Origin of the sequence: Arthrobacter sp. AK01, from assembly GCF_021109375.1 — a bacterium.
Classification (GTDB): Bacteria; Actinomycetota; Actinomycetes; order Actinomycetales; family Micrococcaceae; genus Arthrobacter.
This window is the reverse complement of record NZ_JAJOHP010000077.1, coordinates 1-20371: the sequence shown is the minus strand read 5'-3', so window position 1 is coordinate 20371 and position 20371 is coordinate 1. Positions and strand designations below refer to the sequence as shown.

18 protein-coding genes and 1 tRNA gene are annotated in these 20371 nt (G+C 63.9%); all 19 read left to right on the top strand.

The window, feature by feature from the left end; all coding sequences use genetic code 11:
- Window positions 1-188: 188 nt before the first annotated feature.
- The 19 genes from LN996_RS20220 (at window position 189) to LN996_RS20130 (ending at window position 20257) form a co-directional block, all read left to right on the top strand.
- Window positions 189-1706: an ABC transporter ATP-binding protein gene (locus LN996_RS20220; RefSeq protein ID WP_231342472.1), complete on the top strand. Its 1518-nt coding sequence runs from the start codon at window positions 189-191 to the stop codon at window positions 1704-1706.
- Window positions 1699-3054 (top strand): ABC transporter permease, encoded by a 1356-nt coding sequence (locus tag LN996_RS20215; RefSeq protein ID WP_231342470.1) that lies wholly within the window; start codon window positions 1699-1701, stop codon window positions 3052-3054. The genes LN996_RS20220 and LN996_RS20215 overlap by 8 nt, the downstream gene beginning before the upstream one ends.
- Window positions 3051-4340, top strand: coding sequence for an ABC transporter permease (locus LN996_RS20210; RefSeq protein WP_231342468.1), 1290 nt, complete (start codon window positions 3051-3053; stop codon window positions 4338-4340). Before LN996_RS20215 ends, LN996_RS20210 begins: the two co-directional genes overlap by 4 nt.
- 2 nt (window positions 4341-4342) lie before the next feature.
- A complete protein-coding gene (locus LN996_RS20205; protein WP_231342465.1) occupies window positions 4343-4747 on the top strand; it encodes a cytidine deaminase in 405 nt (134 codons plus the stop codon).
- Window positions 4744-6054, top strand: a complete 1311-nt coding sequence (locus tag LN996_RS20200; RefSeq protein ID WP_231342462.1) for a thymidine phosphorylase — start codon at window positions 4744-4746, stop codon at window positions 6052-6054. Before LN996_RS20205 ends, LN996_RS20200 begins: the two co-directional genes overlap by 4 nt.
- Before the next feature lie 88 nt (window positions 6055-6142).
- Window positions 6143-6793 (top strand): DedA family protein, encoded by a 651-nt coding sequence (locus tag LN996_RS20195; protein ID WP_231342457.1) that lies wholly within the window; start codon window positions 6143-6145, stop codon window positions 6791-6793.
- 193 nt (window positions 6794-6986) lie between these two features.
- A complete protein-coding gene (locus LN996_RS20190; RefSeq protein ID WP_231342476.1) occupies window positions 6987-7724 on the top strand; it encodes a DedA family protein in 738 nt (245 codons plus the stop codon).
- Between the two features lie 28 nt (window positions 7725-7752).
- Window positions 7753-8895: an adenosine deaminase gene (locus LN996_RS20185; protein ID WP_231342455.1), complete on the top strand. Its 1143-nt coding sequence runs from the start codon at window positions 7753-7755 to the stop codon at window positions 8893-8895.
- 121 nt (window positions 8896-9016) lie between these two features.
- Window positions 9017-9625 (top strand): MazG nucleotide pyrophosphohydrolase domain-containing protein, encoded by a 609-nt coding sequence (locus LN996_RS20180; protein ID WP_231342474.1) that lies wholly within the window; start codon window positions 9017-9019, stop codon window positions 9623-9625.
- Between the two features lie 116 nt (window positions 9626-9741).
- Window positions 9742-11022: a phosphopyruvate hydratase gene (gene eno / locus LN996_RS20175; protein ID WP_231342452.1), complete on the top strand. Its 1281-nt coding sequence runs from the start codon at window positions 9742-9744 to the stop codon at window positions 11020-11022.
- Window positions 11023-11154: 132 nt separating this feature from the next.
- The gene (locus LN996_RS20170; protein WP_231342448.1) at window positions 11155-11907 is read left to right on the top strand and encodes a septum formation initiator family protein; all 753 of its coding nucleotides are present in this window, start codon (window positions 11155-11157) and stop codon (window positions 11905-11907) included.
- 68 nt (window positions 11908-11975) lie between these two features.
- Entirely contained in the window at window positions 11976-12659 is a 684-nt protein-coding gene (locus LN996_RS20165; RefSeq protein ID WP_231342446.1) for a DUF501 domain-containing protein, read from the top strand.
- The gene (locus tag LN996_RS20160; RefSeq protein WP_231342444.1) at window positions 12656-13612 is read left to right on the top strand and encodes a Ppx/GppA phosphatase family protein; all 957 of its coding nucleotides are present in this window, start codon (window positions 12656-12658) and stop codon (window positions 13610-13612) included. Before LN996_RS20165 ends, LN996_RS20160 begins: the two co-directional genes overlap by 4 nt.
- Window positions 13609-15000, top strand: coding sequence for a S8 family serine peptidase (locus tag LN996_RS20155; RefSeq protein ID WP_231342442.1), 1392 nt, complete (start codon window positions 13609-13611; stop codon window positions 14998-15000). The genes LN996_RS20160 and LN996_RS20155 overlap by 4 nt, the downstream gene beginning before the upstream one ends.
- 38 nt (window positions 15001-15038) lie before the next feature.
- Complete coding sequence (locus tag LN996_RS20150; protein WP_231342437.1) at window positions 15039-16493, top strand: NAD(P)/FAD-dependent oxidoreductase; 1455 nt, start codon at window positions 15039-15041, stop codon at window positions 16491-16493.
- Between the two features lie 119 nt (window positions 16494-16612).
- Window positions 16613-17533: an N-acetyltransferase gene (locus tag LN996_RS20145; RefSeq protein WP_231342434.1), complete on the top strand. Its 921-nt coding sequence runs from the start codon at window positions 16613-16615 to the stop codon at window positions 17531-17533.
- Window positions 17534-17554: 21 nt separating this feature from the next.
- Window positions 17555-17628 (top strand) — tRNA-Leu (locus tag LN996_RS20140).
- Window positions 17629-17851: 223 nt separating this feature from the next.
- Window positions 17852-19207 carry an ABC transporter substrate-binding protein gene (locus LN996_RS20135; protein WP_231342432.1) on the top strand — a complete coding sequence of 452 codons (1356 nt, stop codon included), beginning with the start codon at window positions 17852-17854 and terminating at the stop codon, window positions 19205-19207.
- Between the two features lie 111 nt (window positions 19208-19318).
- Window positions 19319-20257 (top strand): lipid kinase, encoded by a 939-nt coding sequence (locus LN996_RS20130; RefSeq protein WP_231342429.1) that lies wholly within the window; start codon window positions 19319-19321, stop codon window positions 20255-20257.
- Window positions 20258-20371 lie beyond the last annotated feature (114 nt).

The following is a 20371-nucleotide window of genomic DNA, read 5'->3' as shown; positions in this document are numbered from 1 at the left end:
TGTTGATGGTTTTTCTTTTGTGGGTGGGTTTGCGCTCTCCAGGCCCCACTTTCGTTTAGGTAGGGGCGCGCGGTCAGCTGTTTCTTCCGGCCGCGGCGCCGGCCCCGGCGTTTTTGCCCTGACTAGGCTGAGGCCAAGCCAATGGCTTGTCTGCAGTAAGTCCCTGGACTCACAGAACGGTGGGAGTTGTGAAACTCGAATTGAAGGGGATCTCGAAAGCCTTCGGGACCTTCTACGCCAACCAAGACATCGACCTCGTGGTCGAATCCGGCCAGATCCATTGCCTCCTCGGCGAAAATGGTGCCGGCAAATCAACCCTCATGAACGTGCTGTACGGGCTCTATGAGCCCACGGCTGGCCAGATCCTGGTGGACGACCAGCCCGTCAACTTCCGCGGCCCCGGTGATGCAATGGCGGCAGGTATCGGCATGGTGCACCAGCACTTCATGCTGGTCCCCGTTTTCACAGTGGCGGAAAACGTGGCCCTCGGCGCGGAACCGACCGCTTTTGGCGGCATCCTCAGCATGGATGAAACCCGTAAGAAGATCCGGGAGATTTCCGATAAATACGGCTTCGACGTGGACCCCGACGCCTTGGTGGAGGATCTTCCCGTGGGCGTTCAACAGCGCGTGGAGATCATCAAGGCACTGGTGCGCGAAGCCAAAGTCCTCATCCTGGACGAACCCACGGCTGTCCTGACGCCGCAGGAAACCGATGAACTCCTGGACATCATGCGCCAACTCAAAGCCGGCGGCACGTCCATCGTCTTCATTTCGCACAAGCTGCGTGAAGTGAAGGCTGTCTCGGACGTGATTACCGTCATCCGCCGCGGAAAAGTGGTGGGCGACGCTCCTCCGTCTGCCTCGGCCACCGAACTGGCCTCCATGATGGTGGGCCGCCCGGTCAGCCTGAGCTTGAACAAGGCTCCCGCACAGCCGAAGGAAACCACGTTTGTCGTGGAGAACCTGACTGTTCGCGCGGCCAATGGCACCAACGTGGTGGATGGGATCAGCTTCACTATCGCCCAAGGCGAGATCCTCGCCGTCGCGGGTGTCCAGGGAAACGGCCAAACCGAACTGACCGAAGCCATCCTGGGCGTGCAGGAGCACGTCACAGGTTCGGTGACCCTGGACGGCAAGCAACTGCTGGGCCTTCCGGTCAAGGACGTATTGCGTTCGGGCGTCGGTTTCGTCCCGGAGGACCGTACCGTCGATGGACTGGTTGGGCCGTTCTCCGTGGCAGAGAATCTGGTACTGGACCTGTATGACCAGGCGCCGTTCGCCAGTGGCATCAGCATGAAGCCGGCCAAGGTTGCCGAGCATGCCAAAGCCAAGATCGACGAATTCGATATCCGTACCCCTTCCGCAGGGTCGGCCGCCGGAACACTGTCTGGTGGCAATCAACAAAAAGTGGTCATGGCTCGCGAGTTGTCCAGGCCGTTGCGCTTGTTCATCGCCAGCCAGCCAACCCGTGGCGTGGATGTTGGCTCCATCGAGTTCCTGCATAAGCGCATCGTTGCCGAGCGGGACGTCGGAACGCCGGTCATGATCGTGTCCACCGAACTTGATGAGGTCATTGAACTCGCAGACCGGATTGCCGTGCTGTACAAGGGCAAGCTCGTGGGCATCGTCCCTGCTGGAACGCCCCGCGACACCCTCGGCTTGATGATGGCCGGCGTCGGCCCGGAAGGAGGCTCCGATGACTGAGAACGATCAGTCCAAGAGCGAACCAACACCCGCCCTGCCCGCAGAGGACCAGTCCACAGCGGACCTCCGCGCGGCTGATGTCTCACTCGATACTGCAGGCGGCATGCTGGAGCCCTCCATCGTGCCGGTGTCTTCCCAGAGCGGCGACACCGGGTCGCAGCAGGGCAGCCTCATGCGCCGGATCGTGATGGGCAACGGCTTTGTGTCCGTGCTCGCCGTCATCGTGGCGCTGTTCCTGGGCGGCCTGTTGATCGCCAGCACGGACGCGCAGGTTGCCAAAACCGCAGCCTACCTGTTCGCGCGGCCCACGGACTTCCTGAGCGCCTTGTGGTCTGCCATGACAGAGAGCTACGTTGCCCTGTTCCAGGGTTCAATCTTTAACCCGCGGCAAGGCCTCCAGCCACTTCTGGAAACCATGACCGTGGCAACCCCGCTCATCTGCGCCGGCCTTGGCGTTGCCTTGGCCTTCCGGGCGGGCCTGTTCAACATTGGTGCGCAGGGCCAGATCATTATCAGTGCGACCCTCGCAGCCTATGTCGGGTTCGCCTGGCACCTGCCGTTCGGCCTGCACTTGCTGGTGGTCATCATCATGGGTGTCCTGGGCGGTGCTTTTTGGGGCGCGATTGTTGGCATCCTCAAAGCACGGACCGGTGCGCATGAGGTCATCGTCACCATCATGCTGAACTATGTGGCGTTGTTCCTGCTGGACTTCCTGCTGAACACCGCTGCGTTCCGGCGTCCGGGGGATAACAGCCCTATCTCGCCCCGCCTCGACGAATCAGCAACCTACCCGGTCCTGATCCCGGGATCCAGGCTCCACGTGGGCTTCCTCGTAGCAATAGCGCTGACCTATGGCGTGTGGTGGCTGCTGAACCGGTCCACCATCGGCTTCGAGTTCCGCGCCGTTGGTGCCAACCCCATCGCAGCACGGACTGCCGGGGTCAAGGTATCCCGTGCCACCATCCTGGTGATGGCAATGGCTGGTGCCCTTGCGGCCTTCGGTGGTATTGCGCAGGTTGCCGGTACCGAAAAGGTGCTCACCGGCGGCGTCGCAGCCCAGATCGGCTTTGATGCCATCACCGTTGCCCTGCTGGGCCGCAGTACCCCGTGGGGTACGTTCTTTGCCGGCCTGTTGTTCGGAGCTTTCCGCGCAGGGGCAGTGCAGATGCAGATCCAGACGGGAACCCCCATCGACATCGTGCTGGTGGTGCAGTCCCTCATCGTCCTGTTCATCGCAGCACCGCCGCTCATCAGGTCGATCTTCCGGCTTGAGCCCAAGAAGAAGAACAAGACACCGAAAGCGGCTCCCAAGGCTGCCCTCGTCAACGCCTCCGGAGGTGCCAAATGAGCGCGACGACTACAGCTCCAAAGCCGGGTTCAACAGCCCTTCCGGCGTTCCGGCCGTCCATGAAGGTCCCGTTGTCGCTGGGCATCCTTGCACTCATTGCCCTGGTCTTCTTCGGCTTCCTGGGCCCGGACCAGACGGCCGAGATGAAGATCAGCGACGCCGGCGACGCCGTTGCCGTCCCCGCTCTTATGATTCCCGGGCAGGTGGGCGGCGTTGTCTTCGGCATTCTGCTCCTTGCCATGGCCGCCTATTCGATTTACCTCTGGACACAGGGGGAGCGTTCGCCCAAGTGGCTGCCGATCGCCTTCGCCGTCGTCTTCGTCTTCGCCTTGCTCGTCTGGATTGTGGCGGGTGCGCGGCAGCCGTCCATTTCGCTGGCAGGCTTGGTCGCGGGTTCGGTGACACTGGCGGTGCCGCTCGTCTTCGGTTCGTTGTCAGGCGTGCTGTGTGAGCGCGTGGGCGTGGTCAACATTGCCATTGAAGGCCAGTTGCTGGGCGGTGCCTTCACTGCTGCCCTGGTAGCCACCATGACGGGCAGCCCCTACATCGGCCTGATTGCAGCCGCTGCCGCTGGTGCCGCGGTGTCCATGGTCCTCGCCGTGTTCAGCATCAAGTACTTGGTCAACCAGATCATTGTGGGCGTTGTCCTGAACGTGCTGGTCTCGGGCCTCACCGGCTTCCTGTACGGCACCCTCATGGTTCCCAACAAGGAGCAGTTCAACACCCCGGGTCGCCTGGACATCCTGCCGATCCCGCTGCTTTCGGATATCCCCATTATCGGACCCATCCTGTTTGAGCAGTCCATCGCCGGTTACCTCATGTACATAGCCGTTGCCGTGGTGTGGTTCGGCCTCTTCAAGACCCGCTGGGGCCTGCGTGTCCGCGCAGTCGGTGAGCACCCGCAGGCTGCTGACACGCTCGGTATCAACGTCAACGCCACCCGCTTCTGGAACGTCACCCTGGGTGGCGCCATCGCGGGCATCGGTGGAGCAGTGTTCACGCTGGTGACCATCGACTCCTTCACGAAGGACATCTCCGGTGGCCGCGGCTTCATCGCACTGGCTGCCCTGATCTTCGGACGATGGAACCCGATCGGTGCCTTCCTCGCGTCCCTGCTGTTCGGCTTCGCCTACAACCTGCAGTCGATCCTGGGCATCATCGGTACCCCGGTGCCCAGCCAGTTCATGGCCATGCTGCCATACCTGGTGACCATCTTCGCCGTCGCCGGTTTGGTGGGTAAGTCGCGGCCACCGGCCGCAAGCGGCATACCGTACGTGAAGGGTTGACGATGCCGGCGAATGACATCGACTGGCCCGCTCTGGAAGATGCGGCAAAGCAGGCCATGGCGCGTGCCTATGCGCCGTACTCCAAGTTCCCGGTGGGGGCCGCGGCCCTCACCGAGGACGGCCGGATTGTCAGCGGCTGCAACGTGGAGAATGCCAGCTACGGCCTGACGCTTTGCGCCGAATGTGCCTTGGTGGGGGAGCTCCACATGACCGGCGGTGGCAGGCTGGCCGCCTTCTATTGCGTGGACGGCGGTGGCAACATCCTCATGCCGTGTGGGCGTTGCCGCCAGCTGCTCTACGAATTCAGGGCGCCAGGCATGCAGCTCATGACCACGCAGGGCATCAAAACCATGGACCAGGTCCTGCCTGACGCCTTTGGTCCCGAAAACCTGGAGGAAACCACGTGACCAGCACTGAAGCGTTCGACGCCGTCCAGATCATTTCCATCAAGCGTGACAAGGGCACTCTCTCGCCCGAGCAGATCGACTGGACCATCGACGCCTACACCCGCGGGGTCATTGCCGAGGAGCAGATGGCCGCACTGAACATGGCCATCCTGCTCAACGGCATGGACCGCGCCGAGATTTCGCGGTGGACTGCCGCCATGATCGCCTCGGGCGAGCGGATGGACTTTTCGTCCCTGACAAGGCCCGACGGCGGCATGAAGGCTACCAGCGATAAGCACTCCACCGGTGGGGTCGGGGACAAGATCACGCTGCCGTTGGCTCCTTTGGTTGCCGTCTTCGGCGTCGCGGTTCCGCAACTGTCAGGCCGCGGCCTGGGCCACACCGGCGGAACGTTGGACAAGTTGGAAGCCATCCCCGGCTGGCGGCCCAACTTGAGCAACGAAGAGATCATGGCCCAACTCCAGGACGTCGGTGCAGTCATTTGCGCCGCAGGCTCCGGGCTGGCTCCTGCGGATAAGAAGCTGTACGCGCTGCGCGACGTCACGGGGACGGTGGAAGCCATCCCGCTGATTGCGTCCTCGATCATGAGCAAGAAGATCGCGGAAGGCACGGGTTCATTGGTGCTGGACGTCAAAGTTGGTTCCGGCGCCTTCGTGAAGGACGAGGCGCGGGCCCGCGAGCTTGCCGAGACCATGGTGGCCCTGGGCAAGGACGCCGGCGTGCACACCGTCGCCCTGATCACGGATATGTCCACGCCGCTCGGCTTGACCGCTGGAAACGCGATTGAAGTTGAGGAATCAGTGGAGGTCCTTGCCGGCGGCGGTCCGGAAGACGTCGTCGAGCTGACCGTCCGCCTGGCCGAGGAGATGCTGGCAGGCGCCGGCATCCACGACGCCGATCCCGCTGCGGCGCTCAAGGACGGGCGTGCCATGGATGTCTGGAACCGGATGATCGAGGCGCAGGGCGGGGACCCGCGTGCTGCTCTGCCGGTGGCCAGGGAATCCGAGGTTGTGTATGCTCCCGCGGACGGTGTCCTGGTGGAACTGGATGCGCTCTCCGTGGGTGTGGCCGCTTGGCGCCTCGGCGCCGGCCGTGCCCGCAAGGAAGACCAGGTCCAAGCCGGGGCCGGTGTGAGGATGCATGCCAAGCCCGGTGCGCTGGTCCGTGCCGGTGAACCGTTGATGACACTCCTGACGGATACTCCGGAGAAGTTTGAACGGGCCAAGGAGGCACTCCAGGATGCTGTAGTGATTGCGCCGGAAGGATCACGCCCGGCGCACCAGCTCATCATCGATCGCATCGCCTAGGCTTAAGTGTTCCGGGCCGGTCGCCAAGGACGGCCCGGAACACCAGTCATCCGGCGCCTGTGGGGGAGCCGGCTACCGTAAGGAAACCGTGCAGGGCATCAACGATTTCATCCTCGCCGCGGCCGAGCAGCCGTGGGTGTTGTTCCTGGTGCTGGCCTGCTGCGTGATTGATGGATTCTTTCCGCCCATCCCCAGCGAATCCGTGGTGGTGGGCCTGAGCGCAGTGTCCGGAAGCAGCGGCTCGCCCAACGTATGGCTGCTCGGCCTGATGGCAGCCATCGGGGCCTTCTCCGGGGATAACATCGCCTACATTATTGGCCGTCGGATCGGTATCGCGCGGTGGCGTTGGATGCGCACCCAGCGGATGCAGGGCGCCTTCCGTTGGGCAGGCAAGGAACTCCGACGGCGTTCGGCCTCGCTGATCATGGTGGCCCGGTTCATCCCCATCGGGAGGGTGGCGGTCAACCTGACGGCGGGCGCCACTCATTTTCACCATCGCCGCTTCGTTGCCCTCACGGCCTTGTCGGCCATCCTGTGGGCCACGTATTCGGTGATTCTCGGCTACTTCTTCGGAGTCTGGTTCGAGGACAACCATTTGCTGGGTGCCGTCATAGCCATCGTGGTTGCCGTGATCCTGGGGGTCATCATCGATCGGATCATCAGCAAAGTCCGTGGATCCGTGCCTCTGGACGGGAAGAACATCCCTGAGGAAGAGGCCCCGCCTCCACCCACGGTATGACAGGGAAGGCTCCGGAAGATCAGCCCGGCGGTGGACGAATAAACGGCCCCGTCACCTATAGCGTTAAACGCGTGATCCCTCGGCTGGGGCGTAGCGAACGACGTCCCGGCCATGGGACACTAAGAGCGACTTCCGTCACACTGTCAAGTCATATTCGCCTAGGAGCTACCGCCGCGTGGAGTTTTTGAACCAAATGCTCGAGCATGCAGCCGGGCAGCCCTGGATATACCCGGTCCTCCTGGTCTTCTTCTTCATTGACGGATTTGCCACCATCCTTCCCAGCGAAACAGCCATCGTCGGTCTCTCGGCGCTGTCCCTTCACAGCGGAGAACCGAACCTGTGGATCCTGGGCGCCACCGCGCTGGTCGGCGCGATGGCGGGCGACAATATGGCGTACATGCTCGGCCGGAAGATCGGCCTCACCCGCTGGAAGTGGATGCGCCGGCCCAAGGTCCAGAAAATGTTCGCGTGGGCGCAGTACGAGCTGGACAAGCGCGGGGCAGTGTTGATTTTCACGGCCCGCTACATTCCGTGGGGCCGCGTGGCTGTGAACTACGTTGCCGGACAAACAGGTTTCCGCCACCGGACCTTCTTCTGGCTGGACGCGTTCGCCTGCATTACCTGGGTGGCCTACTCCATTGGCATTGGCCTGCTGGCGGGTCAGTGGGTGCACCACAACCCGCTCCTCGGCGTAGGAATTGCGGTTGCCTTCGCTGTGGTCCTGGGCATTGTGGTGGATCATGCCCTGCGTTGGTGGCACAAGTACCTGGAAAAGAAGGATATCGCCCGAGGCACAGCCCCCCGCGAAAATGTCCTCAGCGAAGATGTGCCCAGCGAAAACGTGCCCAGCGAGGATGCTCCCGTATCAGACGCGTCGGATGCGGTCCGGAAGGCCGTTGCAGGCGTCGACGCCTCCAAGCCTGCTGGCTAAGCTCCTGCCGTCCCCCTACAGTTAGTACGTGACTGAGCCCATACTTGACGCCGCCCCTGCCCTCGACTTCGATTTGAAGAGCCTCCCCAAGGTTTCCCTGCACGACCACCTCGATGGAGGCCTACGCCCCGCCACCATCATCGAGCTTGCTGAGGAGGTCGGCCACACGCTGCCGTCCACCGATCCCGTGGCGCTGGGCGAATGGTTCCGCGAGTCCGCCGACTCCGGCTCGCTGGTGCGCTACCTCGAGACATTCGACCACACCATTGCCGTCATGCAGACCAAGGAAGGCCTGTTCAGGGTCGCCAAGGAATTCGTGGAAGACCTCGCCGAGGACGGCGTGGTTTACGGCGAAGTTCGCTGGGCGCCGGAGCAGCACCTGCAGAAGGGCCTCACCCTCGATGACGTTGTAGAAGCCGTCCAGACCGGCCTCGAAGCCGGAGTGGACGCTGCCGAGGAGCGCGGCCAGCAGATCCAGGTGGGCCAGCTCATCACCGCCATGCGCCACGCCGACCGTGGCCAGGAGATTGCCGAACTCGCAGTCCGCCACCGCGCCAACGGCGCGGTCGGCTTTGACATCGCGGGCGCCGAAGATGGCTTCCTGCCGTCCCGTTTCAAGGAAGCCTTCACCTACCTCGCAGAAAACAACTTCCCCGCCACGGTCCACGCCGGTGAAGCCGCGGGCTTGGAGAGCATCCAGTCCGCCTTGGTTGATGGCCGCGCCCTCCGCCTGGGCCACGGCGTACGGATTGCCGAGGACATCAGCGTGGAGTTTGAGGATAACTCCGACGACGACGGCGAAGACACCATCGGCATGGTGACCATCGGCAGCATTGCGGCTTGGGTCCGCGACCGCGGAATCGCCCTGGAAATCTGCCCGTCGTCCAACCTCCAGACCGGTGCCATTTCCGGTTTTGGCGACGGCATCGAAAGCCACCCGGTGGACATGCTCTTCCAGCTGGGCTTCAACGTCACCATCAACACGGACAACCGCCTGATGAGTGGCGTCACCCTGACTGACGAATTCGAACTGCTCGTTGAGACCTTCGACTACGACCTCGATGACCTGCTCGAGCTGACGCTCAACGCTGCCGAAGCAGCCTTCCTGCCGCTGGACGAGCGTGAAGCCTTGGTTGAGTACATCAACGATGCCTACGCCAACCTCGGCTAACAACGCCGACGGACCCGCGGACCTGATGGGTGGGCCCACGGCAGCGGGGGTCCCCGGCCGGGCTTGCGGGGTCGGGGAGCTGCTGGGGACAGTTGCCGCGCTGCGTGAGCATTGCCCCTGGATGGGTGCGCTGACGCACGAGTCGCTGGTGGAGTACCTGATCGAGGAAGCCTACGAAGTGGTGGATTCGATAGAAGCCGGTGACTCCCCGGCGAGGGACAGCGAGCTCCGCGGCGAGCTGGGCGATGTGCTGCTACAGGTAGTGCTTCATGCCCGGCTCGCCGAGGAGCGCGGCAGCTTCGACTTTGACGCCGTGGCGCGCGGAATCAACGCCAAGATGGTCCGCCGGAACGGGCACGTCTTCAAGGCGGACGGTTCCCTGCAGGAGAGTTTCCCGGCCAGTGTCGAGGAAATCATCGTCACGTGGGACGCCGCTAAACGTGCGGAGAAGCCGGAGCGGAAAGATCCCTTTGAGGGCATTCCGCCGCACCTTCCGGCGTTGGCAGCGGCTCAGAAGTCCTTGGATCGTGCGGTACGCGCAGGCTTGGACGTCGACGCACAAGGCGCGATGTCCGCCGTCGTAGTTCCTGTCATTCCTGCCTCGGAAGAGGCGCTCGGGGAGCTGCTGCTCGCGATCGTTGCCGGTGCCCGGGAACAAGGATTCGACGCCGAACGGGCCCTCCGTTCGGCAGTTCGATCGTTTCAGAACAGCCAACCACAGCCTTCATGACGTGAGCCGTTGGAATCCGTGCCGTAACCTAAGCCACTCTCGACTACGCTAGTAGCGACGAGGACGTTGAGAATTTCCCTCCTCATTCCTGTAATTTGCCCATAAGGAGCACATCCATGGCGCTTATCGATGCCATCCACGCACGCGAGATCCTTGATTCCCGCGGAAACCCGACCGTAGAAGTTGAGGTCCTGCTCTCCGACGGCCAGATCGGCCGTGCCGCAGTTCCCTCCGGTGCCTCCACCGGCGAGCACGAGGCCGTTGAGCTTCGCGACGGCGACAAGGGCCGTTACCTCGGCAAGGGTGTCCAGAAGGCTGTTGACGCCGTCATCGACGAGATCTCCCCGGCCCTGATTGGTTTCGACGCCACTGACCAGCGCAGCATCGACCAGGCCATGATTGACCTCGACGGCACGCCCAACAAGGGCAAGCTCGGCGCCAACGCCATCCTCGGCGTCTCCCTGGCCGTTGCCAACGCTGCCGCAGCTTCGGCTGACCTGCCGCTGTACAAGTACCTGGGCGGCCCGAACGCGCACGTCCTGCCCGTTCCGCTGATGAACATCCTCAACGGTGGCTCGCACGCCGACTCCGATGTGGACATCCAGGAATTCATGATCGCCCCGATCGGTGCCGAGACCTTCTCCGAAGGCCTGCGCTGGGGTGTTGAGGTCTACCACAACCTCAAGGCCGTCCTCCAGGAAAAGGGCCTTTCCACCGGCCTCGGCGACGAGGGTGGCTTTGCCCCCAACCTGCCGTCCAACCGCGCTGCACTGGACCTGATCCAGGAAGCCATCAAGAACGCCGGCTACACCCCGGGTACTGACATCGCCCTGGCGCTGGACGTTGCATCGTCCGAGTTCTACAAGGACGGCGCCTACCAGTTCGAAGGCAAGGCACTTTCCGCCACCGAGATGAGCGCCTACTACGCTGAGCTCGTTGCCGACTACCCGCTGGTTTCCATTGAAGACCCGCTGGACGAGAACGACTGGGAAGGCTGGAAGACCCTCACCGACACCATCGGTGACAAGGTCCAGCTGGTGGGCGATGACCTCTTCGTCACCAACCCGGTCCGCCTGCAGCAGGGCATCGACGCTGCCACGGCAAACTCCCTGCTGGTCAAGGTCAACCAGATCGGTTCCCTGACCGAGACGCTCGACGCCGTTTCCCTGGCCCAGCGTTCCGGCTACACCACCATCACCTCGCACCGCTCCGGCGAAACCGAGGACACCACCATTGCTGACATCGCCGTTGCCACCAACGCGGGCCAGATCAAGACCGGTGCCCCGGCCCGCTCCGAGCGCGTCGCAAAGTACAACCAGCTGCTGCGCATCGAAGAAGAACTCGACGACGCCGCACGCTACGCCGGCCGCAGCGCGTTCCCGCGTTTCAAGGGCTAGCCTTCAGCGAAAACACGTAACCGGTGGCTATGGTGGAATGACCATGGCCACCGGTTCTGTTTAACGCGGGCCAGGTCGGCAACAGCAAGCGCAGCAACCCGCCAGGCAAGCACCGGGCATTACAGGAGTGTCATGGCCACCCGTCGTCCAAAGGTACCCAGGGCCGACGCCCTTGGCGGCCCTTCCGGTACAGGCCGCCCATCGAGCGAAACCCGGACCGCCGGCGCTGGTCCGCGGACTGCAGCCAAGAGTGCGGCCGGCACAGGTTCGACCGAGCCTGGTTCCGATGGCGGCGATGTCATCAAAGCCGAGTTCGGCGGCACGCGATCCACGCCAAAACCGTCGACGCCGGCAGGTGGCAGCAAGATTCCGACGGGCAGGAAGCCCTCGGCGTCCACTGCTGGAAAGGCCACCTCCAAGGCCACCCCAAAGACCAATGACAAGGCCTCCAGCAAACCGAAGCCCGCGGCCAAGGACGATCGCGACGTCGATCCCGTACCAGCCAAGGCGTTTTCCGGCAGGATGCTGGCGCTGGCGGTCGTGATGATAGCCATCACCATCATGCTTGCCCCCACGGTCAAGATTTTCCTGGAGAAGCGCGCCGAAATTTCGGCGCTGGAGGCCGAGATTGCCGACCGGAAAGCAGAGCAATCCGAGCTGAACAAACAGCTTTCCCGGTGGCAGGACCCCAACTACGTGAAACAACAGGCCCGCGACCGCATTAACATGGTTATGCCGGGTGAAACGGGTTACTGGGTGTTTGGGGGAGAAGAAGCCGCCGGCACGCCGGGTGGCCGCACCGGCTCCGGATCGTCTGCCAACCCGGAGAATCTGCCCTGGGTCGATGCCCTCTGGGAGTCAATCAGACGATCGGCAACTGACTAGAAGCGGTGCCCGCCGCCGTCGTGTCCGCAATGGACACGGCAACAAGGGCAGGAAGGTTGGCAGCGCAAGTGGAAGAGAACACGGCAGCCATGCCGCAGGAATCCCGCCAGCCATCAGCACACGATCTTGAGGTCCTCAGCCGCCAGCTCGGCCGGCCGGTCCGGGATGTCGTTGAGATCCCTGCACGGTGCGTCTGCGGCAATCCGCTGGTGGCGGCCACTGCGCCACGGCTCAGCAACGGAACACCGTTCCCCACCACGTTCTACCTGACCCACCCGGTCATCACCTCCGCGGTGTCGCGGCTGGAAGCGGGCGGCTTGATGAACGAGATGAATGACCGGCTGGCCGCTGACCAAGAGTTGGCGGGCACCTACCAAAGCGCCCACGAGGCCTATCTTCAGGCCCGGAACGACATCGCCGACCGCTCCGGGACCGGTGCGGTGCCCGAAATTGACGGCATCTCCGCCGGTGGCATGCCCACCCGCGTGAAGTGCCTGCATGTCCTGGTTGGCCACTCGTTGGCCGCAGGGCCGGGCGTCAACCCGTTGGGGGACGAGGCCCTGGAGTCCATCACCGAATGGTGGACCAAGGACCGCTGCTACTGCGACGGCGCCTGGGACACAGCGGGAGAGGCTCCTTCGCGCGACCTGAGCCGGCACGGGCCGCAGGGATTGCCGGACATCGTTGGACGCCCTGCGCCGGTGCGGAAATCGAAGACGGACATGTCAGGCCACCAGGAAGGCACTGCATGAGCCGCGTGGCAGCGATCGACTGCGGAACCAACTCGATCCGCCTCCTCATCGCCGATGCTTCGGCCGGCCGGGCATCGGGCCCCTTGGCTGACGTCGTCCGTGAAATGCGGGTGGTTCGCCTGGGCCAGGGCGTTGATGCCACGGGCGAACTTGCCCCCGAGGCCCTGGAACGTACGTTCGCTGCAACACGTGACTACGCCGAACTCATCAAGGTGCACGGCGCCGGGCGGGTCCGTTTCGCCGCGACGTCAGCCACCCGTGACGCCCGCAACCGCCAGGTCTTCGTGGACGGCATCCGGGACCTCCTGGGTGTGGAACCGGAGGTGATTTCCGGTGAAGAAGAAGCCGCGCTGTCATTTGCCGGTGCCAGCAGCGTCCTGCCGGCGACGGGACAGGACCCCATCCTCGTGGTGGACCTCGGCGGTGGCAGCACCGAGTTCGTCCTGGGCGACGCCGACGGCGTGATCGCGGCCCGCTCGGTGGATATCGGCTGTGTGAGGCTTACGGAACGTCACCTTCGCAGCGATCCGCCCACGCAAGCGCAAATCGCCGCAGCCGAGGCCGACGTCGATGCCGCACTGGACCTTGCCGCGCAGGCGGTGCCGCTTGACCGCGCCACAGCTGTGGTGGGCGTGGCCGGTTCCATCACTACGATTACGGCGCACGCGCTCGGCTTGAGCGAATACCAGCCGGACCGGATCCATGGTGCGTCACTGGATCTTGAGACCATCAGTGATGCCTGCACCAACCTGCTGGAAATGACGCGGGAGGAGCGCGCCAGGCTTCCCTACATGCATCCCGGCCGCGTAGACGTCATTGGCGCGGGCGCCTTGGTGTGGCGCCGGATCCTGGACCGCTTGGCCAGCGTCAGCGACGGCAGGATCACTACTGCCGTCTCCAGTGAGCACGACATCCTGGACGGCATCGCACTGAGCATCCGGGACGCCGAATGACGTTGCGTTTTCGCCGCACCGTCTCCGCTGCCCTTGCCACAGCACTGGCAGGCGGGGCGCTGGCGGGTGCATTGTTGACCGCTCCTGCCGCTACCGCTGACGCGTGGCGGGACAAAGAGTTCTGGCTTAAGGAATCCGGTGTTACCAACGCCTGGCAGGTTTCCAAAGGCGCGGGAGTCAAGGTTGCCATCATCGATAGCGGCATTGACGGGAACCACCCGGACCTCAAAGGCGTGGTGGTCGGCGGAACCGATGTCTCGGGAGCCGGGGCACCCAACGGGCAGAAGAGCATCGGCGCCAAGACCGAGCATGGGACCCTGGTTGCCACGATGCTCGCCGGGCGCGGTCATACGACCCCCACGGCATCGCCGTCACCGAGTGCTTCGGCCAGTCCACCCGGACCACCGACTGTCCCGCCTGCCGGGGGACCGGACGGGATCACCGGCGTCGCGCCTGAAGCCGAAATCCTTGCAGTTTCAACCTGGCTCGGGTCACCCAATCCCGGCGGCAAAACAGATCAGGAACAGATTCCGGATGCTGTGCGATGGGCAGTGGACAACGGCGCCAAGGTCATCAACATCTCGCTCGGCAGTACCTCGCCGGACTGGCCGCAGAGCTGGGACGCGGCATTCCTCTACGCCGAGCAGAAGGATGTGGTGATCGTTGCTGCGGCGGGCAACCGCGTGGGCGGTAACGTGCAGGTCGGGGCCCCGGCAACCATTCCCGGTGTCCTGACGGTCGCCGGGCTCGACGGCGAGGGGCGCGCCAGCGTGGATTCCTCGTCGCAGGGCATCAGCATTGGCGTGGCGGCACCGGCCGAGAACCTGGTAGGCGGCATTCCTGGAGGTGGGTACGCCGAATGGGCAGGCACCTCCGGCGCGGCCCCCATCGTTTCCGGTGTTGCTGCCCTCATCCGGTCCAAGTGGCCGGAGATGAGCGCCACCCAGGTCATCAACAGGATTGTCACCACCGCAAAGGATGCGGGAGCTCCGGGCAAGGATCCGCTGTACGGCTACGGCATCCTGAATGCCGAGGCAGCGTTGAAGAGTGAGGTACCGACGGCCAGCAGCAACCCCCTTGGCTCCATCGCCGACTGGATCCGTGTCCACCGCCGGGGCGACTTCAGCACGCCATCGCAGGCGCCGGTCGCGAGCCCCACCAGCGCAGCGCCCACGCTGGCCGACCCGACCGTTCCCGCTGCGAAGACGCCGGCGACCGTCGATGACGCCCTCCCTGCCGCCGTCGTGCTTGGCTTTGGAGCGCTGTTCATCGCCCTCGTGACGGGTGCTGCGATCCAACTGCGCAAGGTCTCCAGGAACCCTCCGGCTGTTCCCGAAGAAGCCGAAACGGGTGCTCTTTTGAAGGTGGATCCGCCCGCCAGGAAGTAGTTAGTGAAGATTTTCACAAAGTGCTGTACTCTGGATTCATGGCAACCACCCCTGAGCTCATTGACCGTCCCCGGGTCCTCGTCGTCGGCGGCGGTTACGTCGGCCTGTACGTAGCCCTCAAACTGCAGAAGAAGATCGCGAACGCGGGCGGCATCGTCACCGTCGTTGATCCACTGCCGTACATGACCTACCAGCCCTTCCTTCCGGAGGTGGCCGGTGGCAACATCGAGGCACGCCACGCCGTCGTCTCCCACCGCCAGCACCTGAAGCAGACTGAGCTCATCCAGGGCCGCGTCACCAGCATCGACCACGCCAACCGGACTGCGGTCATCGCACCGTCCGATGGCGGCGAGAACTTCGAAATCCCGTACTTCGACGTTGTCATCGCAGCCGGCGCCATCACCCGTACCTTCCCCATCAAGGGCCTCGCGGACAAGGGCATCGGCCTGAAGACCATCGAGGAAGCCGTTGCACTGCGCAACAAGGTCCTGGAGCGCATTGAAGCCGCTTCCACCATGACGGACCCGGCGGAACGCGCCAAGGCACTGACCTTCGTGGTTGTCGGTGGCGGCTTTGCCGGCATCGAGTGCCTCACCGAAATGGAAGACCTCGCCCGCGCCGCAGTCCGCAACAACCCGCGCATCCGCCAGGAAGAAGTCCGCTTCATCCTCGTCGAAGCCATGGGCCGCATCATGCCCGAGGTCACCGCTTCGCAGGCCGAATGGGTTGTGGAGCACCTCCGCAGCCGCGGCATCGAAGTACTCCTGAACACCTCCCTTGACAGCGCCGAGGGCAACCTCAAGCTGATCAACCTCCCGGACAAGACCCCGGCGCAGGAAGTTGAAGCAGACACCCTGGTTTGGGCTGCCGGCGTGCAGGCCAACCCGATGATCCGCTCCACCGACTTCCCGCTGGAACCGCGTGGCCGCGTCCGCGTCCTCCCGGACCTGCGCATCGCAGGCGACGAAGGCATCGTGGAGAACGCCTGGGCAGCCGGCGACATCGCCGCTGTTCCGGACCTTACGGGCAAGGGCCTGCCGGACGGTACCTGCGTCCCCAACGCCCAGCACGCTCTTCGTCAGGCCAAGAAGCTCGCCAAGAACCTGTGGGCTTCACGCTGGGACAAGCCGCTGCACGACTACAAGCACAAGAACCTTGGTGCTGTTGCCGGCTTCGGCGAGTGGAAGGGTGTTGCCAATATCAACCTGCTCGGCCGCATCGGCCTCAAGGGCGGCCTCGCCTGGTTGGCGCACCGTGGTTACCACGGCATGGCCATGCCCACGGTTGAGCGCAAGTTCCGCGTTGTCTTCGGCTGGATCCTGGCCTTCTTCGCAGGCCGCGACACCACGCAGCTGATCGATCTCGACAACCCGCGCGGTGCCTTCGTGGCCGCAGCGACGCCGGCTCCCAAGCCCGCTGCCGCTCCGGCTCCTGTAGAAGCCAAGCCTGTTGCCGAAGAAGTCAAGACTCCGGTAACTGCTGACGCCAAGTAGTTCACGCACGACTGGTTCACGCACGACGGCGGCCGCCCCCTTTCAGGGAGTGGTCGCCGTCGGCGTTTAAGCAGTAGCGTTACGGTGGTCGCGGGTCATTGCGCCCCTAGACTGTCTTCATGTCCGGTGAAACCGATCTGAAGACGCTGCTGGAATCCCTTCACCCCGTGGCCCGCGAGGGCGATTACGTTTACGCCTTGTGGCCGCACGGCAGGCCCCTGGAGGGCGGCGTCGAAGCGGCAGTTCGCGAAGCCGAGGGCCTCACGGTTGTCCTGCGGCGGGACGAAGCGGACTCTTTGGGCCTGAGGTACGACTTTGTCGCCACGTGGATCACGCTCCAGGTCCATTCGGCCCTTGAAGCCGTAGGACTCACCGCTGCCGTCAGCGCCGCGTTGACGCACGCCGGGATCAGCTGCAATGTCCTGGCCGGCTTCCACCATGACCACCTCCTGGTGCCTTCCGCCGATGCCGAACGGGCCATGGACGTCCTCCGGCTGCTTGCTCGTGGTGTCGTCCTGCGATCTGAGCGGCCCGAGGACCGGGAAGAGATCCTGGAGCTGACAGCCAACGCGTTCGCCGTCTCACCAGTGACGGGCGAACCTGTCGAGGGCACGCCGATCGAAGTCGGGCTCCTGCGCGAGCTGTTCGAGTGCGCGGAGTACATTCCGGAGTTCAGCATCGTGGCGGAAATGGGTGGGGAGATTGTGGGCCACGCGATCAGCACGCGGGGCTGGATCGGGGAGCTGGAGCTCATTGCCCTCGGCCCCATAGGCGTGCTTCCCCACTTCCAGAAGCGGGGGGTCGGTTCAGCCCTGATGCGCGAGACCGCGGCCCGCGCCACAGCACGTGGAGAACCCGGAATCGCACTGCTGGGCAGTCCGCTCTATTACCCACGCTTCGGCTACGTGCCTGCCACCTCTGTGGGTGTGCAACCGCCTGAGGCGATGTGGGGCGACCACTTCCAGTTGCTGACCCTGCCGGAATGGCCCGACGGCGTCCGGGGCACCTTCCGCTACGCGGAGCCGTTCAACGGGCTATAGCTGGGATACCATGGTGCGGGCGCCCCAGTAGCCCAATTGGCAGAGGCAGCGGACTTAAAATCCGCGTGTTGTGGGTTCGAGTCCCACCTGGGGCACGGACGGCAGGTGAGAGCTTATTCTCCCTTCCGCTGTGCGTGTGTCATCTTCCGCGCAAATTCCCAGCTGGCTCGTAGATTCCCCACAGGCAACGAGTGTTATAGGGATGTGACCTGAATCACTTATGTTCGCCGCCCAATTGCATTAGTTTGAGTCTTAATCAGGAACACCTGAGTAATCGCATCAAAGGCAGTTCGCACCTTTCGATCGAGGAGACAACGAATGTTTGATCTTTCCCCAGCGGCGCCCCGAGCCGCCAAGCTAACCGCGCTTGGCATTGGGGTCGCTCTCTTGGCCACAGCTTGTGGTGGGTCTTCGACTCCTACCCAGACTGGGTCTTCTTCCGCCGCCGCAGCAGGCATCTCCTGCCCGGCACCGAGCGGCGGGGCGGGAGCCGGCAACAGCCAGGCTGCCACCACCACGGGACCAGTACCTCCCTCGACCACCACCACTGACGCACCGCTGAAACTTGGATCGCTCCTGCCGACGACGGGGTCGCTGGCGTTCCTCGGCCCGCCCGAAATTGCCGGTGTCAACCTCGGCATCAAGGAAGTCAACGACGCCGGTGGCGTCCTGGGCGCCCCTGTCTCTGTGGTTCACCGCGATTCCGGTGACACCAAGACGGACATTGCCACCCAGTCCACCACGGCCCTCCTGGGCCAGGGCGTGAGCGCTGTCATCGGTGCGGCATCCTCGGGTGTTTCCAAGACGGTCATCAACCAGATCACCGGCGCCGGCGTCATCCACTTCTCGCCCGCCAACACCTCGCCCGACTTCACCACGTGGGACGACAAGGGCCTCTACTGGCGCACTGCACCGTCCGACGTCCTGCAGGGCAAGGTCCTTGGAAACTACATGGCTACCTGTGGTGCCCAGACTGTTGGCATGATCGTTCTGAACGACGCCTACGGCACCGGACTCCAGAAGAACGTCAAGGAAGCCTTCGAGGCTGCCGGCGGCAAGGTAGTTGCTGAAGAACTCTTCAACGAGGGTGACTCCCAGTTCAGCAGCCAGGTGGATAAGGTCCTCGCAGCCAAGCCGGACGCCATCGCCCTGATTACCTTTGACCAGGCCAAGAGCATCGTGCCCCTGATCACCGGCAAGGGTATCAAGCCCACGCAGCTGTTCATGGTTGATGGCAACACCTCGGACTACAGCAAGGACTTCCAGGCCGGCACCATGAAGGGCGCACAGGGAACCATTCCCGGTACGTTCGCCAAGGACGACTTCAAGAAGAAGCTCCTGGCGATTGATCCCGCCCTGAAGGACTACAGCTACGCAGGCGAGTCCTACGATGCCGTGAACCTGATCTCGCTGGCCTCTGAAGCCGCCAAGAGCACCAAGGGTACGGACATCGCAGCCAAGCTGAAGGAAGTCTCTGAAGGCGGCGAGAAGTGCACCAGCTTCGCAGCCTGTGTCACGTTGCTCCGCGAGGGCAAGGACATCGACTACGACGGCCAGTCCGGTCCTGTCACGTTCTCCGACGCCGGTGACCCCACCGAGGCGTACATCGGTATCTACGAATACCAGGACGACAACACCTACAAGCCGGTCCGTGAAGAGTTCGGCAAGCTCTAAGCCGCAACTGATCTAAACCGCAGTCGGTAACAGGCCCCCTTCCTCACGTGGAAGGGGGCCTGTTCCGGGTTAACACGGCCATCACACAGGCGGCCGACCTACCATGTCCTCATGAAGCTAACCCGGGAAGCACGCTCCATCGCCGTGGTCATCAACGCCGGTTCACGCAAAGGTTCCACTGCCCAGAAGCTGGTGGCCGAAAGCCTGGCAAAGGCGGAACTCCCGGTCTCCGCTGTGTATGCGGTGCCTGAAGGCGGGGACCTCGGCCGGACCCTGGAACGGGCCGTTAACGAAGGTCACGATCTTGTGGTGGTTGGGGGAGGCGACGGAACTGTTGCCTCCGCTGCAGGACTCGTGGCGGGTAAGGACGTGGTGCTGGGCGTCCTTCCACTGGGCACCGCCAATGACCTGGCCCGGACGCTGGAAATCCCTCCGGACCTGAGCCGGGCATGCGCTGCCCTCGCGGAGGGGAAAGTGGTGGACATCGACCTCGGGCGGGCCAACGGCCGGCCCTTCCTCAACGTGGCTTCAGCCGGCCTGTCCGTGGCAGTCACCCAAGCCCTCAGTCCGCGCCTCAAGCGCCTCATCGGGCCCTTGGCATATGGAGTGGCTACGCTGCGCTCCTTCGCCGGCCACAAGCCCTTCCAGGCCCGCCTTGAATTTCCGGAAGGGGATCACGAACCCGTGGAGCTGGAGAACCTGCTTCAGGTGGCAGTGGGAAACGGAAGGTACTACGGCGGCGGCAACGCGGTCTCTCCGACCGCCGGGATCGACGATCACACCTTGGACATCTATGCGATTCTGGCTGCGCCCCTGCGGCAGCAGGCAAGGATCGCGCGTTCGCTCAAGAACGGCAGATTTGTGGAAAACGAGCAGGTGTACCACCTCACCAGCCGGAGTGTCAGGCTGGTCACCACTCCGTCGCTGCCGGTAAACCTCGACGGCGAGATCGCCACCAGCACACCCACCGACTTCACTGTTGAACGGAATGCGGTGCATGTGGTGGTCCCGCGGAACAGCAGCAGCGCGACGTTTGAGGGACGCGGCTGAAAACACCGAAGGCCTGGTTTTAGGGGGCGGCCCCCGACCCCCCCCGGGGGGGGGGCGCGGGTGGGAAGCATCGCCCGGGGGGGGCCGGGATTCATGGAAACACTGGGGGGGGCG